Source organism: Burkholderia sp. JP2-270 (assembly GCF_003233675.1).
Classification (GTDB): Bacteria; Pseudomonadota; Gammaproteobacteria; order Burkholderiales; family Burkholderiaceae; genus Burkholderia; species Burkholderia pyrrocinia_C.
In genome coordinates, this window is sequence record NZ_CP029825.1 from 1,471,636 (window position 1) to 1,486,389 (window position 14,754).

Here is a 14,754-nt window from a genome sequence, read left to right on the forward strand (position 1 = left end):
ACGCATCATAGGGAGTGCGGGGACGACCTGTCAAGCGCCCGGTCCACGTGCGGTTGGCGTGTCGGGCCCCATGCGCTATCTTCTCGGCTGCACGATATTCCAACCGCCCATGACAACCGAAGACACACAGAAACCCGGCGACTCCTATGTGCAGTCGTTCGCGCGCGGCCTCGCGGTGATCCGCGCGTTCGACGCGGCGCGCCCGGAGCAGACGCTCACCGAGGTCGCGTCGGCTACCGGCCTGACGCGCGCGGGCGCGCGCCGGATCCTGCTCACGCTGCAGACGCTCGGCTACGTCGAGGCCGACGGCCGGCTGTTCCGGCTCACGCCGAAGATCCTCGAGCTCGGCTTTGCGTACCTGACGTCGATGCCGTTCTGGAATCTCGCCGATCCCGTGATGGAGCAGTTGTCCGCGCAGATCCACGAAAGCTGCTCGGCCGCCGTGCTCGACCGCACCGAGATCGTCTACGTGCTGCGCGTGCCGACGCACAAGATCATGACGATCAACCTGTCGATCGGCAGCAGGCTGCCCGCGTACTGCACGTCGATGGGCCGCGTGCTGCTGTCCGCGCTCGACGACGCGGCGCTCGACGAAACGCTCGCGCAGAGCAACATCCGCGCGCACACGCCGCGCACGATCACTGACCTCGGCGAACTGAAGGCGACGATCGCACAGGTGCGCCAGCAAGGCTGGGCCGTGGTCGATCAGGAACTCGAAGTGGGCCTGATGTCGATCTCCGCGCCGATCCGCAACCGGCGCGGGCAGATCATCGCGGCGATGAACATCAGCGGCAACGCGCAGCGGCATACCGCGAAGCAGATGGTGAAGGAGTTTCTCGGGCCGCTGCAGCAGGCCGCGCAGACGGTGTCGGAGCTGGTGGCAAGGCGGGGGTGAGCGACGTGGCCGGGCGGAAACGTAGAGCCCGCCCGGCCATGCGTCGACGGCGTGCGCGCGTCAACCGTTACCGGTGAATGCCGCTCCCGCCGGCTTCGTCCGGATGCCCGGGGCCAACCGGGTCCATGGCAACTCGGCCGGATCGGCCGTCATCGGGCCCGGCGCCGTGGCAACGAGCACCGCGTGGGCGATGCCCTGAAAATCGGCGCGAAAGTGCACGGAGCTTTTGTTGACGAGGATGCGCATCGTTTCCGGCTCGACGCCGCCCACGCGATAGAGATTGCGGTCGAGCATCTGCGCCTTGCCGCTGCTCACCACGATCAGCACGCCATCGATCCGCAGGCAGGCAACAGGCCCGATATCCGCGCGCATGCCGTTCATCATCGGGCCGTCATACCGGCATACGCCGTCGGACAGCTTCACGACCTCGAAGCGCGCGTGATACGGCTCGTCGCCGGACACGCCGGAGACGCCGCCGAGCGCCACATCGATGAACGCACCGACACCGGCGCGATGAGCCGCCGCCGCGGCCGCCGGATCCCAGATCAGGCCGATCGCCGCATCTCGTGCGCCATTGCGCAGCAACGCCCGCAGCATGCCCATCGTGTTCGAGTCGCCGCCCGCGCCGGGATTGTCCTGCGTATCGGCGATGACGACCGGCTTGCCGGCCCCCTCGGCGAGCCGCATGGCTTCGCGCACGGCGGCATCGGGCGACAGGAACGGCACCTGCCACGCGGCCTCGTCCGCCAGCATCCTGTCGTAGAGTGCCTGCACGGCTTCCTCGGCCGACACCGCGTCATCACCGTAACCCCAGATGACGGGGCCGCATTCGGGAAAATCAGCCGCCGGAAAACCGGGCGCAAACGACAGCGACGCGACGGCCCCGGTTTCCAGCGCCGCGAGCTGCACGTACATGCCACGCGAAGGTTCGAGCAGCGTGCACATGGCGTTGATCGGGATCAGGAACGGCAGCCGGCGCGCCGCGCGATGCAGCGGGCGGCCACCCGCCGCCCGTGAGACGAGCAGGCGCTCGAGCAGCACGGCCGCGCGTTCGCCGGTCTCGGCCATGTCGACATGCGGATAGGTGCGGAAGGCGACCAGCGCGTCGGCCTCGCGCAGCATCTTCGCGGTGACGTTGGCATGCAGGTCGAGCGACGCGACCACCGGCACGGCCGGGCCGACCGCGGCGCGCACGCGCTCCAGCAACGTGCCTTCGCCGTCGTCGGTATGCACGGCGACCATCGCGCCGTGCAGGTCGAGGTACACCGCGTCGTAGCCTCCGTTGCGAACCGCCGCGAGGATTTCGCCGGCAATGCGCTCGAACGCATCCTCGGTCACGTGGGCCGACGGGCTTGCGCCCGCCCAGATGACCGGCAGCAGGGTCCAGCCACGCCGTTCCGCCGCGACGATGAATCCGCCCGCGGGAATATTGACGTCGCGCAGCGCAAGCACGTCGTCGCCCCGCACCATGGCCGGGAAGCCCTCGCCGCGCTCGAAGTTTGCGTAAGCCGCTTTCGACGGCGCAAACGTATTGGTTTCATGCTGAAAGCCGGCGATCAAAATGCGCGTATTCAAAAGCGTGTCTCCGGAAATAGTGAGTCAATGCACCCGCACAAAGCACCTTCAGTCCCGCGCCGCGATGGATGTCGCGGACGCTTGCGCGCCCGCGATGTCACGCCGTCGCCAACGCATCGTGCGGCGCGGGAAGCCGGTTCGCCACGAGCACCGCGGCGCCCGCGACCAACAGCGCGACCATGACCAGCAGGCCGGCTGCCATGCTGCCCGTCGCCGAGTGGATCGCACCGATGATGGTCGGACTCAGGAAGCCGCCGATCAGGCCGATCGTATTGATCAGCGCGATGCCGCCCGCGGCGGCATCGCCCTTCAGGTATTGCGACGGAATCGCCCAGAACACCGTGTACGCGGCCCAGATCATCGACGTGGCGATCGTCATGCCGACCAGCGAGACGACGAGATTGCCGTTGGCCGCCGTCGCCACGGCCAGCGCGATCGCGCCGATCAGGGCCGGCACCGCGCTGTGGAAACGGCGCTCGCCGCGGCGGTCCGACCTGCCGCCGATGACGACCATCGCGATCGCGGCGCAGACATACGGGATCATCGAGTACAGCCCGATCTGCATGGTATCGGTCACGCCGTCCGCCTTGAGGATCGACGGCAGCCAGAAACTCACCGCGTAGATCCCGCAGATGATCGTGAAATAGGCGAACGCCAGCAGGTACACGCGCGGGTCGCGCAACACCTGTCCGAACGAGTGATGACCGGCGCCGGGCGTGTGCAGCTCGGCGGCGAGCATCCGCTTTTCGTCGTCGGTCAGCCATGTCGCGTCGGCCGGCCGGTCGGACAGGACCTTGAGTGCGAGCACGCCGAACAGCACGCACGGCAGGCCTTCTACGACGAACATCCACTGCCAGCCGGCCAGGCCGTGGGCACCGGACAGCCCGGTCATCAGCCATGCCGACAGCGGCGAACCGAAGGCGCCGCCGATCGGGCCGGCGAGCATGACGACCGCCATCACGCCGGCCATGCGGCGCTGGCCATACCAGTAGGTCAGGTAAAAGATCATCCCCGGCGCGAAGCCGGCCTCGAACACGCCGAGCAGGAAGCGCATCGCGTAGAACGTGGTCTCGTCATGGACGAACATCATGCCGGCCGACGTCAGGCCCCACAACACCATGATCCGGCTGATGGTCTTGCGTGCGCCGATCCGCGGCAGCAGCAGGTTGCTCGGGATCTCGAACAGGACATAGCCGAGAAAGAAGATGCCCGCTCCCAGCCCGTACACCGCATCGGAGATACCCAGGTCGCTCTGCATGGAAAGCTTGGCGAACCCGATATTCACGCGATCGAGATAGGCGAACGTGTAGCAGAGCAGCAGAAAAGGCAGCAGGCGCCAGTTCAGTTTGCGGTACAGGGCCTGACGGGCCGGGCTGTCGGGCGCGACCGGGTCTTGAGGGGATGGAATGGCGGACATGCGCTCTCCTTTAGGGCGTATTGCTTCAAATCCCGCATCGATGTTCGACTCTGTTCGAATCGTCGAGGAGACGAAAAAGCCGCGCAAGAGCAACCTAAGCGAGTTATCGTTGCTCAACGAGCAACACTTCACCGGCAAACGGACCGACACCATGCGCGAACTGAACCAGCGCCGCTTGCGCTATTTCCATGAAGTCCTGACGCACGGTTCCATCCGCGGCGCGGCCGACAGCATCAACACGTCGCCGTCCGTCATCACGCGGCAGATCCGCCTGCTCGAGGAAGAAATCGGGGCCCCGCTGTTCGAGCGCCAGCCTCGCGGCGTGCAGCCGACCGAGGCCGCGGCGCACCTGCTCGAATACTGGCGCGGCTGCCGCTCCCAGCAGGAACTGTTCGAAGACCGCCTGCAGGCACTGCGCGGGCTGCAACACGGCCAGATCCGCATCGCCACCAGCGAAGGCTATATCGACTGCCTGATGGACGAGGTGCTCACCGATTTTTGCGCCCGCTATCCGAAGCTCGACGTTACCGTCGATATCCTTCCGGTCAGCACGCTGCTCCAGGAAGTCGCCGAAAGCCGCGCGCATATCGGCCTCGCCTACAATCCGCCGGCGCATCCGGACATCGAGTACGTCGCCACCGCGCCGCAGCCGGTGGTGGCGCTCGTGCATCCCGGGCACCCGCTCGCCGTGCGGGGCCGCGCCGTCGAAGTACGCGAACTGACCGAGTATCCGCTCGCCCTGATGCCGCCCGCGTTCGGTCTCGGACAAGCCGTGCAGATGCTCGCGTACGCGGAGAACATCCAGATCCACCCGACGCTCACCACCAACTCGCTTGCCGTGCTGCGCCACTTCGTCAAGCGCAACAACGGCGTCACGCTGCTCGCCGCCTTCGCTGCGTATCGGGAACTGGAGGCCGGCGAACTCGCCGCGCTGCCCGTCGTGCATCCATTGCTCGAAACGGCCAACGCGCGGCTGCTGGTCAAGGCGGGACGCACGCTCGGCGTGGCCGCCGACACGTTGCTGCGCGGCCTCCTGCGCGACATGAAGATGTTCTCGAACGCGGGCGGACGCAACGGCAAGACAACGGCGCGCGGCAAGGCCCGCAGGCGTGCGGCGGGGAATCACGGCGAGCCATGACCGTCCCCGCCGGCGATGCAGCCTGCCTCGTCGGCCATGGAGAGTCGGCCGCCCCAGCGCAAGCCGACATTGAGCGGCGAGTGATTATTTGAGGAAACCGAAATTTTTCGCCGACTTCGCACCGGTCAGGTGCGTCGCGCGCGCCGCTCACGCCCCAAGCAACATCCCCGTGCGCACCGGCACCGTGCCCGTCACGCGGCCGAGCGGCGCACCGGCCGTCACGAAACGGATCGCGCGCCGCATATAGAACACCCCATCGGTCCCGCTCGAGATTGTCGTGATCGCATCCGTCAGCGGATCGACGATGTCGAACAGCGGATCGCCGGCGCGGATCGTCGCGCCGATCGCCGCACGGTGCACGAGAATCCCGCTCACCGGCGCATAGAACTGCTCACTGCCTGCGAGCGGCGTGGCCGGCGCGGCAAGCGGCGGCAGCGGCGCGCGTTCGCGCTGCACCGCGCCGCACCACACCAGATAGTCGATGAGCGCATCGGCATCGCGTTCCGCATATTCATACGTCACGTCGCGCTGGCCGCGGCACTCGACCGTCACGGCCACGGCGCCGGCCGCCATCGGCGTGCCGGCCGGCAAGTGCTGCCGCAACCGCGACCACATCAGGTGATGCGCATCGTCGAACGCGTGCCCGCCCGAATCCTCGGCGAGCAGCGACACCTCCGAGCCGAGATAACGCGCCAGCGGCTCGACTTCCGGCCATGCGGTGTCGCTCGTGTACACGTGCATCACCGCTTCGAGCGAACAATGCAGGTCGATCACGACATCGGCGTCATGCGACAGCTTCAGCAGCGCGAGCTGCAGCGCGTCGAATTCGGCGCGCGGCGCGATATCGTCGAGCGCCGCGCCGACGCATTCGCGCACGATCGCGCGATTGCGTTCGGGGTCGTCGCCGAGCCGGTCGCGCGCACGCGCAGCAATTTCCGCGAGCGGCAGGAAGCCGCGATTGAAATTGCGGCCGCTCGCGAGGTCGAAACGGCCGATGAATTGCCCGAGCAGATGATGATCGAGGCCGACCGGGTTCGCGACCGGCACGAGCACGATCTCGGCCGCGAGCCGGCCTGCCTCATCGAGCTGCGCGAGACGCCGCTTCAGCACGAACGCCGCAAGCATCGCGGGCGTCTCGTCCGCGTGCAGCGCGGCCTGCAGGTAGATCTTGCGGCCGGTATCGGCCGGCCCGAAATGAAAGCTCGTCAGCGTGCGCTGCGTGCCGATCGACGGCGACAGGAGCGGCGTGGTGCGAATCTGCATCGATGGTCTCGAACGGATGAAAGCGGAGGAATCGGGGAACCCGGCATGCACGGCGCTCAGTCGCCGTACGGGTTGAAATCGAAGTACTGCTTCGCGATCCTGTCGTAGGTGCCGTCCTTCAGCATCGACGCGATCGCGCCATCGATCGACGCCTTGAGCGCCGTATCGGACTGCCGCATGCCGATGCCGACACCGCGATCGCCCATGTCGAGCGGCGCGCCGACAAACGCAAAGCCCTTGCCGCGCGGCTGGCGCAGGAACCCGTAATCGGCTTCCACCGTGCCGAGCAGCGCGGCGTCGAGCCGGCCGTTGACGAGATCGGCGAACACGTCGTCCTGGCTCTTGTACGGCATCACGCCGACGCCGGCCGGCGCCCAGTGCGCGAGCGCCCACGATTCGAACTGCGTGCCCGACTGCACACCGACGCGCTTGCCGACCAGCGACGCCGCCGAACTGCCAAGCCCGCTCTCGGGCCGCGCGACGAGCCGCGACTTGAAACGGAACAGCTTCGACGAGAACAGGATCTGCTTCTCGCGCTTCTCGGTGATCGCCATCGACGACAGGACCGCGTCGATCTTGCGCGCCTGCAGCGCGGGAATCATCCCGGAGAACTCGAGCTCGACCCACTGGCAGCGCAGTTGCGCGCGACGGCAGATCTCGTTGCCGAGATCGACGTCGAAACCCTTCAGGCTGCCGTCGGGCGCCTTCGCGTCCATCGGCGGATAGGTCGGGTCGATGCCGAGGCGCACGACATGCGCGTCGAGCGCGCTGGCGGACGTGGCCGCCAATCCAATGCACAGGGAAACGAGCGGGACGAGGAAGCGTTTCATGGTCGACGGGAGGCAGGAAGAGGGGCAAACGGCATGAGCCGGACTGCCAACGATCGTAGTGCGCACGCGCCGCCGCCGGAATCGTCGGCTGCCTTATCATGATCAGCATTTCCGATCACCGGCATCGCGCTTGCCCATGGCGTTCACGCTATCCCAGCTTCGCATCTTCCAGGCCGTCGTCGAACACGGCAGCCTGCGCGCCGCGGCGCGCGCGCTCGATCTCGCGCAAAGCGGCGTCACGCAGCAACTGCAAAGCCTCGAGGCGACGCTCGGCGCGACGCTGTTCACGCGCACCAATCGCGGCATCGTGCCGACGGCCGTCGGCCAGCGGCTGCTCGCGCGTTCCGGTTCGATCCTCGGCGAATGCGAGCAGGTCGAGCGGGAAATCCGACAACTGAGCGGCGCATACGAAGGCACCGTCACGCTCGGTCTCGTGACCGAACCGCTGATCGACGCGTTCGCGCCCGTGCTGACCGCGTTTCGCGCGCGCTTCGACAAGGTGGACGTGCACCTGCGCACCGGCACGTCGCGGATGATGATCGGCTGGCTGCGGGAAAGCGCGATCGATTTCGCGATCTCGCACGTTGCGAAGCAGACCGACACGACCGATCTCGCGGTCACGCCGCTGCATGCGTCGGCGCCGGTGGTCGTGTGCCGCACCGGGCATCCGGCGATGCATGCGCAATCGCTCGCCGAACTGGCCGGCTACGCGTGGGTGTCCACGCGCTCGCCGAACCTGAGCGCCGACCCGGTCGTCAACCGGCTGCTCGCGTACTTCGACGCGCATGGCCAGCCGCCGCCGAAGATCCTCGCGACCGTCGAAGGGATGTTCGAGACGCTGCAGCTCGTCACGCAGACCGATTCCCTCGCACTCGAAACCGAAGCCATCACGCGGCACGGCCCGTTCGCCGGCGCGCTCGCCAAGGTGCCCGTGCGCGAGCAGGCGGAATCGCAGGACGTCTGCCTGCTGCAGCGCGCGGCCGTGCCGCTGGCGCCGGCCGCGCAGGAACTCGCGACGATGCTCGCGTCGTACCTGCGGATGGTGCGCGGGCGGTAAGCGCGTATGGCCGCGCCGCCGCCCGCGCTGCCTGCCGTCTATGGTGTTTGGCAGGCCGAGGGGAAGGTCACGCATCTGATCGCGAGCAAGCCCGCCGACAGGACCGAGTTGCTCGGTGCACTGCCGACGACGTCACGGGAGTTTTGTTGACGACATCGTGCGAGTTCGATTGGACGCTGTCTCACTCTGCTTGCAACATCATACGAATTGGTTAGATACTAGTAAGGTTGATGAAGTCAAATTGGAAGAATAACCGAGTGGCAACAATCTCGGTCACGCGTGTCATGCCTCCTGCAACCCCCGAGGGCAAAGCGTGTTGACTTTGTCAACTTTAAAATCGGTTTGACTTTTTCGCAGAAAACCAAACGCTACTGGGACCATTAGATGAAGAGACGACACTTTCTTGGGGCCTCCACTGCTTTATTAGCAAGCAGTCCTATCCGAGCACTCGCGCAAGGGCACGGTCCGGCGGACGATCTTCTGCCGCCAATCAGCGTTACGGCACCGACCGAACTCGCCCTCCCCATAGCCACGCCCAATGGGCCCGCCGGGGGTTATCATTGAGCAATAAATGGAGATAATATTCGTGGCGGCATATTCCAAATTGGCAAATTCAGATTAGTCAATGGGAAAAAATTCTCGAAGCTGCTGGCGCCGGACGTTCGCGGGACGTGCTTTATGAATTTGGGTATGGGATGGAACTTGCAAGTAAACAAGTTGTGCAAGCGCAAATTTCAACTTATGCCCTTTTCACTTCGTGGATTGCAGACATGGGCTGGCAAGGCATTACTGGTGCGACCCAGTATGGCCTCTCCGATACGACGTTTAGTGGCCTCGCAACAGCATTTGGGTTGTTCAGTGACTATTATTTCAGTCACCTCCCGACTCCACCCATTGAGAGTTTTAAATTCTACGCCACTCCATTTTTCACCCTTTCAGCTTACTACAATTGGATTAGAGGAAACGGAGATCCAAAATCAGTCGACCTAAAATCTTTGAGACTTGGAATCGGCGTTCAGCAGATATCTCCGATAAGAGACATTATCGTCAACGATGCCATGGGATCTGGATCCTATCGGATCGATGCCCAGTTCAGCACGAATTTATTGAGCAACCAAGAATTAATTGTCGGATCGGCACTTGGACGAGTGAGCGGCCACATCCAAGGTGAGCTATTTTTAGGAAGTGATGACAGTTTCTATTTCAGAGGCGAATACACACTCAATCCAGACAAATTCGACTTTGATGCTTCGCGGTCTCGCCCGTCGATACAAGAGGCCTTGACTACGTTCGTCCGAAAAATTGGAGAATTCACTGATCATAAAGATTTCATGATCTATTTTACGGGATCGCAACCACTCAACGTCAACAGAACCAGAGCCAGAGCCAGAGCCAGAGCCAGCATCAAAGCATCGAATCCAGATGGAACGCCAGCGGCGGTCCATACGGCACGGCCGGGGGGGTTCGGGCGCAGACCATAAGTCAATTGCACTGGCCGTGAACCGACATGAGGAAAGCTCAAAAGCTTTCCTCACATCGACAAACCGGGTTTTTTGATTTCGGAGGGAATTTTGACAAAAAAAATACTCAAATACACGGCGGCCGTCAGTGGCGCATTACTAGTATGCGCATCGGTTTTATTTGCTATTCTAGTTTACGTTAGAAATTGGGACGGCGGAGATGGCACGTGCCCCGAAATGAGCCGTCGCGAAATAACGGGATTCGTCGAAAAATACGCCAAACAAAATGGCTTGTCTAAAATCATTTTTGATGAAAATTTCGAATACGTCACAGACCTCCATCAATGGAAGGTTCCGTATCGATCTGATGGCCATCGGTATATCGCAAAAATGACGTGCCTTGGAATCATTCTTGATAATGTGGGTCCGTATAATTGATTTCCAATTTCACCCCTTATAGCAGCTTGGCAGCGGCAAAACGATAGGTCCGCTCGGACAAGTCATGGTTCGCGGACTCGATAAAGTGGACCCGCTGCTGCCGCTACCAATGGCAGCCTGCAACCTGACGCTATCGAGATCGCTGGCCGCTTTGCCCCCGCACCTCGCGCTCGATCGACTGTAGCCGGCCGGCCCGCAACCTCGCGCACCGGCCAGCTCGCGCGGCCATGCGGATTGGTCACGGTACGGCAGCGTCCGGGCATGGCGAACGGCGTGGCCATAACGAAAGACTTCGTGATCGAGCAGGGAGTTACACCGAACGGGACTGGAGGCTGGCGACTGCATCACGAGTAGGTGAATGCCGCACCTCATTCGTGATGCTTGGGGCCGATCGTGCTACTGCCCACCATCGATCTTTCGAGTGACCACATAAACGTCGACACCACTCATCGAGCGCTCGCTGGAAGACGCTTCGCTGCTCGTGATGACCTGAAACTTCGCGCCCGACTTGTCGACGAACGTGATGTCGTAGATCTGGCGATACAGATCCTTGCCGGTCTTCTCCGACATGCCGACCTGGTTCTGTATCTGCGGATTGTTTTGTCCGGCTCCATGGCCGGAATATCCCCGCCCGACGACGGGACCGGTTCCTTGCGTCAACTGCCCGGTACCTTGGCTGTATTGCCACGGCACAGGTATTTTCTCCTGTTTTTGATGGCTGCTCTCAGACGGCCGGCCTATTGTCGTAGCGGCTCATTTTGGGGTGCAACCGCCCTACCTTCCTGCGGGAACGCCGTATTCGCGTACAGCGCAGGGATGGGCAGTAGCCAAGGCTGATGGCTTGGCGAGCGGTATGCTCGAGCCCGCGGTTTCGTCGGGGTCATCCAGCCCGTTCCGACCACCCTGCTCGGTAACTTCAGGCCACATCACGCATCAGTCCATCGACTCCTGGGCCGTCTCGCGCAGCATCGCGACCGCGATCAGCGACAACACCACGCACGCGGCCACATAGCCGGCCGGCGCGAGCTTGCTCCCGGTCGTCTTCACGAGCCAGGTCGCGATGAGCTGCGCGGTGCCGCCGAAGATCGTCACCGCGAGCGCATACGCGATCGAGATGCCCGTCGCGCGCACATGGCGCGGCAGCGACTCGCACATCAGCGCCATCTCCGACGCCGAGCCGAGCGAATAGAACAGCAGCATCAGCGCGGTCAGCGGCAGGATCACCGACAGCGTCGGATGATGGTTCATCAGCCAGAACGCCGGGAACAGCAGTACGACCAGCACGCCGCGGCCGACGAAGATCGGCAGGCGCCGGCTGCCGATCCGGTCCGACAGCCAGCCGAACAGCGGGCACGTGACCAGCATCACGCAGCCCGACGCGACGCCGACGAACATCGACAGCTTCATCGGCAGGCCGAGCGTATGGATCGCGTAGGTCGGCATGTAGAAGGTCAGGATGTAGGTCGACACCGTGCCGCCCATCACCGTGAGCATCAGCAGCAGCACCGTGCGCGTGTGCTTCGAGAACAGCTCGTGCAGCACGCCGCGCTCGATCGCGTGATGGCTGTTGCCGGGTGCATCGTCCGCGAGCCGGCGGCGCAGATACATGCCGACCGGCGCGATCAGCACGCCGACGAGGAACGGCAGCCGCCAGCCCCAGCTTTCGAGCGCATCCTTCGTCATCGTGTTCGACAGCAGCGCCGCGAAGCCCGAGCCCATCAGCGCGGCGCCGCCCTGCGTCGCGAGCTGCCAGCTTGCGCGGAACGCGCGGCGCGACGTGCCGCCCTGTTCGAGCAGCGTCGTGGTCGCCGCGCCGAATTCGCCGCCCTGCGAGAAGCCCTGCATCAGCCGCGCGAACACGACGAGCAGCGGCGCGGCCATGCCGGCCTGCGCATACGTCGGCGCGATCGCGATCAGGCCCGTGCCGAGCGCCATCAGCATGATCGTCAGGTTCAGCGCGGCCTTGCGCCCCTTGCGGTCCGCATAGACGCCGAGCACGACGCTGCCGAGCGGGCGCGTGAAGAAGCCGGCGGCGAACGTCGCGACCGACAGCAGCAGCGACGTGGTCGGATCGCTCGACGGGAAGAACAGCTTGCCGATCAGCACCGCGAAAAAGCCGTACACGGTGAAATCGAAGAATTCCAGCCAGTTGCCGATCACGGCCGCCGCGATCGCGCCGCGCTGCGTCACGGCGGGTGCGCCGGCTTCGACGGCCACCGCCGGTGCGGGGTGCAGTGCGAGATCGTCTTTCTGCATCATTCCGGTCTCCTTCTCAATACGGCCGGAAGCGCCGGCCGCGCGCCACCGCGATCACCGCCCCAGGTAACGCTCCACGAGACGCGTCCAGAACGCCGCGCCGATCGGCAGGTTGCGGTCGTTGAAGTCGTATTTCGGGTTGTGCACCATGCAGCCGTCCTCGCCTTCGCCGTTGCCGAGCCGCACGAACGAGCCCGGCCGCTGCTGCAGCATGAACGCGAAATCCTCGCTGCCCATCAGCAGGTCGGTCTGCTCGACCACGTGCGCGTCGCCGACGAGCTCGCGCGCGACCTGCGCGGCGAAATCCGTTTCGGCATCCGTATTGACGACGACCGGGTAGCCTTCGATGTACTCGACATTCGCGCTCGCGCCGTAGCTCGCGGCCTGCGTTTCGGCCAGCTCGACGATCCGGCGCTTGAGCAGCGCGCGCACGTCGGGGCTGAACGAGCGCACGCTGAGTTCGAGGCGCGCGCCGTTCGGGATCACGTTGTTCGCGGTGCCCGCGTGCATCGAGCCGACCGTGACGACCGCCGGCTGCGCGGGGTCGACGTTGCGCGCGACGATCGTCTGCAACGCCATCACGATGCTCGCCGCGACGACGACCGGGTCGACCGTCAGGTGCGGCCGCGCCGCGTGGCCGCCGACGCCTTCGATCGTGATGATCGCCTTGTCGCCGGCCGACATGAACGGGCCGCGCCGCGTGAGGAAGACGCCGGGTGCCGCACCCGGATGGTTGTGCATGCCGAACACGGCGTCGCACGGGAAGCGCTCGAACAGGCCGTCGTCGATCATCTTCTTCGCGCCGCTGTCGACGCCGTGCTCTTCCGCCGGCTGGAAATACAGGTGCACGGTGCCGGAGAAGTTGCGCGTCTTCGCGAGATGCTGCGCGGCGCCGAGCAGCATCGTCGTGTGGCCGTCGTGGCCGCACGCGTGCATCTTGCCGTGCGTGCCGCTCGCATACGGCAGGCCCGTCGCCTCGACGATCGGCAGCGCATCCATGTCGGCGCGAATGCCGATGCTGCGCGCGCCGTCGCCCACGCGCAGCGTGCCGACGACGCCTGTCTTGCCGACCCCGCGCGTCACCTGCCAGCCCCATTGCCCGAGCTTGTCCGCGACGAGCGCGGCCGTGTCGTGCTCCTCGTACGCGAGTTCGGGATGGTGATGGATGTGGTGACGGATCTCGCGCAGCCCGCCGGCGGCGGGCAGCAGATCCTCGATTTCGGTGAATCGGACGTCGGTGGTCATCAAGCGGCTCCTGCTGATCGTCAGCGTGTCAGCCGCACGCGGAGGTCGCGTGCGGGAAAGCGAGCCACTATATCGAGCCGATATCGGTTCAATAAGATGCGGAATTTTTCACCGCGATAAGGTTTATTAATCAGGGTTAGTACGGGGGCGATCGTGTATCGCGTCCTCGTCACAGCGGCCGGTATCCGCTTGTCCGGCCGCTCGCATCGGGGCTGCCGTTACGCACGACCCGCGCCGCCGCACGAGCGGCGCATGGCCGTGCTCGTTACACGCGCTTCAACGCGTCAAGCCCCTCCGGCAGCTTCGCATCCGGAAACTGCGTGGACAGCGTCGCATCCCGCCACCGGGCCGCCTCTTCCGCGCGCTGCGTTTCCGCCTGCTCGCACACGAACAGCGCATCGCCGCCGAGCAGCAGGCGCATCGGCACGTCGTCGCGACGCGACAGCTCGACGATCAGCTTCGCGATCCGCACCGGATCGCCGACCTCGTGGCCGCCATACGCGCCGAGCAATTCGAGAACCTTCCCGACCGACGGCTGGTAGTCGGGCAGCAGGTCGTCGACACTGCGCTTCGCCTGCGCGGCCCAGTCGGTACGCATCCCGCCCGGCTCGAGCGTGCACACGCGCACGCCGAACGGCGCAACTTCCTTCGACAGCACGTCGCTGAACCCGCCGACCGCCCACTTCGCCGCCTGGTACGCGGACAACCCGACCGTCGACGTGCGCCCGCCGACCGACGACACCTGGAAAATGTGCCCCGCGCGCTGCGCGCGCATCGTCGGCAGCACCGCGCGGGTCAGGTTGATCACGCCGAACAGGTTCGTTTCGATCTGGTCGCGGAAGTCATCGGCGCCCATCTGTTCGAACGGCGCCGTATGGCCGTAGCCCGCGTTGTTCACCAGCACGTCGATGCGGCCGAACGCTTCGCGTGCCGCCGTGACAGCCTGCGCGGCCGCCGCCTCGTCGGTGACGTCGAGCGCGACCGACAGCAGCCGGTCGCCATGACGCTCGGCCAGATCGGCCAGCCGCGCGGGATCGCGCGCACCGGCCACCAGCCGGTCGCCCGCCGCCAGCACGGCCGCCGAAATCGCTCGCCCCAGGCCGCGCGCGGCCCCTGTTACCAGCCAGACTTTCGACATTTTCCACTCCTCGAAAAGATGAAACCACGAAAATGAATGATT

12 protein-coding genes and 1 pseudogene are annotated in these 14,754 nt (G+C 64.9%); 5 read left to right on the plus strand and 8 right to left on the minus strand.

Features of this window, described 5'->3' with window-relative positions:
- The first annotated feature begins 109 nt into the window (after positions 1–109).
- Positions 110–895 carry an IclR family transcriptional regulator gene (locus DM992_RS24505; protein ID WP_072445226.1) on the plus strand — a complete coding sequence of 262 codons (786 nt, stop codon included), beginning with the start codon at positions 110–112 and terminating at the stop codon, positions 893–895.
- Positions 896–955: 60 nt separating this feature from the next.
- Here the strand turns inward: DM992_RS24505 and DM992_RS24510 are convergent, their stop codons facing one another.
- Together DM992_RS24510 and DM992_RS24515 are read right to left on the minus strand one after the other, a co-directional pair.
- Positions 956–2,470: a M81 family metallopeptidase gene (locus DM992_RS24510; protein WP_111019002.1), complete on the minus strand. Its 1,515-nt coding sequence runs from the start codon at positions 2,468–2,470 to the stop codon at positions 956–958.
- Positions 2,471–2,567: 97 nt separating this feature from the next.
- A complete protein-coding gene (locus DM992_RS24515) occupies positions 2,568–3,887 on the minus strand; it encodes an MFS transporter (protein WP_111019003.1) in 1,320 nt (439 codons plus the stop codon).
- A 151-nt stretch (positions 3,888–4,038) separates the two neighbouring features.
- On the opposite strand from DM992_RS24515, the gene DM992_RS24520 reads away from it, so the two are divergent.
- Positions 4,039–5,025 (plus strand): LysR family transcriptional regulator, encoded by a 987-nt coding sequence (locus DM992_RS24520; protein ID WP_111020376.1) that lies wholly within the window; start codon positions 4,039–4,041, stop codon positions 5,023–5,025.
- Between the two features lie 147 nt (positions 5,026–5,172).
- On the opposite strand, the gene DM992_RS24525 is transcribed toward DM992_RS24520, so the two are convergent.
- Together DM992_RS24525 and DM992_RS24530 are read right to left on the minus strand one after the other, a co-directional pair.
- Complete coding sequence (locus DM992_RS24525) at positions 5,173–6,288, minus strand: succinylglutamate desuccinylase/aspartoacylase family protein (RefSeq protein ID WP_111019004.1); 1,116 nt, start codon at positions 6,286–6,288, stop codon at positions 5,173–5,175.
- 56 nt (positions 6,289–6,344) lie between these two features.
- On the minus strand, positions 6,345–7,118 hold the full coding sequence (locus tag DM992_RS24530; protein WP_111019005.1) for a transporter substrate-binding domain-containing protein: 774 nt from the start codon (positions 7,116–7,118) through the stop codon (positions 6,345–6,347).
- A gap of 136 nt (positions 7,119–7,254) precedes the next feature.
- On the opposite strand from DM992_RS24530, the gene DM992_RS24535 reads away from it, so the two are divergent.
- The 3 genes and pseudogenes from DM992_RS24535 to DM992_RS42870 form a co-directional block, all read left to right on the plus strand.
- Complete coding sequence (locus tag DM992_RS24535) at positions 7,255–8,175, plus strand: LysR family transcriptional regulator (protein ID WP_111019006.1); 921 nt, start codon at positions 7,255–7,257, stop codon at positions 8,173–8,175.
- 695 nt (positions 8,176–8,870) lie between these two features.
- Positions 8,871–9,656, plus strand: coding sequence for a lipid II-degrading bacteriocin (locus DM992_RS24540; protein WP_239511438.1), 786 nt, complete (start codon positions 8,871–8,873; stop codon positions 9,654–9,656).
- Between the two features lie 445 nt (positions 9,657–10,101).
- A pseudogene (locus tag DM992_RS42870) lies at positions 10,102–10,257 on the plus strand (IS5/IS1182 family transposase); the annotation flags it as partial.
- A gap of 212 nt (positions 10,258–10,469) precedes the next feature.
- On the opposite strand, the gene DM992_RS41800 reads toward DM992_RS42870, so the two are convergent.
- The 4 genes from DM992_RS41800 to DM992_RS24560 form a co-directional block, all read right to left on the minus strand.
- Positions 10,470–10,766 carry a hypothetical protein gene (locus DM992_RS41800; protein ID WP_162631681.1) on the minus strand — a complete coding sequence of 99 codons (297 nt, stop codon included), beginning with the start codon at positions 10,764–10,766 and terminating at the stop codon, positions 10,470–10,472.
- Positions 10,767–11,006: 240 nt separating this feature from the next.
- Complete coding sequence (locus DM992_RS24550; RefSeq protein WP_111020378.1) at positions 11,007–12,329, minus strand: MFS transporter; 1,323 nt, start codon at positions 12,327–12,329, stop codon at positions 11,007–11,009.
- 54 nt (positions 12,330–12,383) lie between these two features.
- A complete protein-coding gene (locus DM992_RS24555; RefSeq protein ID WP_111019007.1) occupies positions 12,384–13,574 on the minus strand; it encodes a M20 aminoacylase family protein in 1,191 nt (396 codons plus the stop codon).
- Positions 13,575–13,839: 265 nt separating this feature from the next.
- On the minus strand, positions 13,840–14,712 hold the full coding sequence (locus DM992_RS24560; protein WP_111019008.1) for an SDR family NAD(P)-dependent oxidoreductase: 873 nt from the start codon (positions 14,710–14,712) through the stop codon (positions 13,840–13,842).
- Positions 14,713–14,754 lie beyond the last annotated feature (42 nt).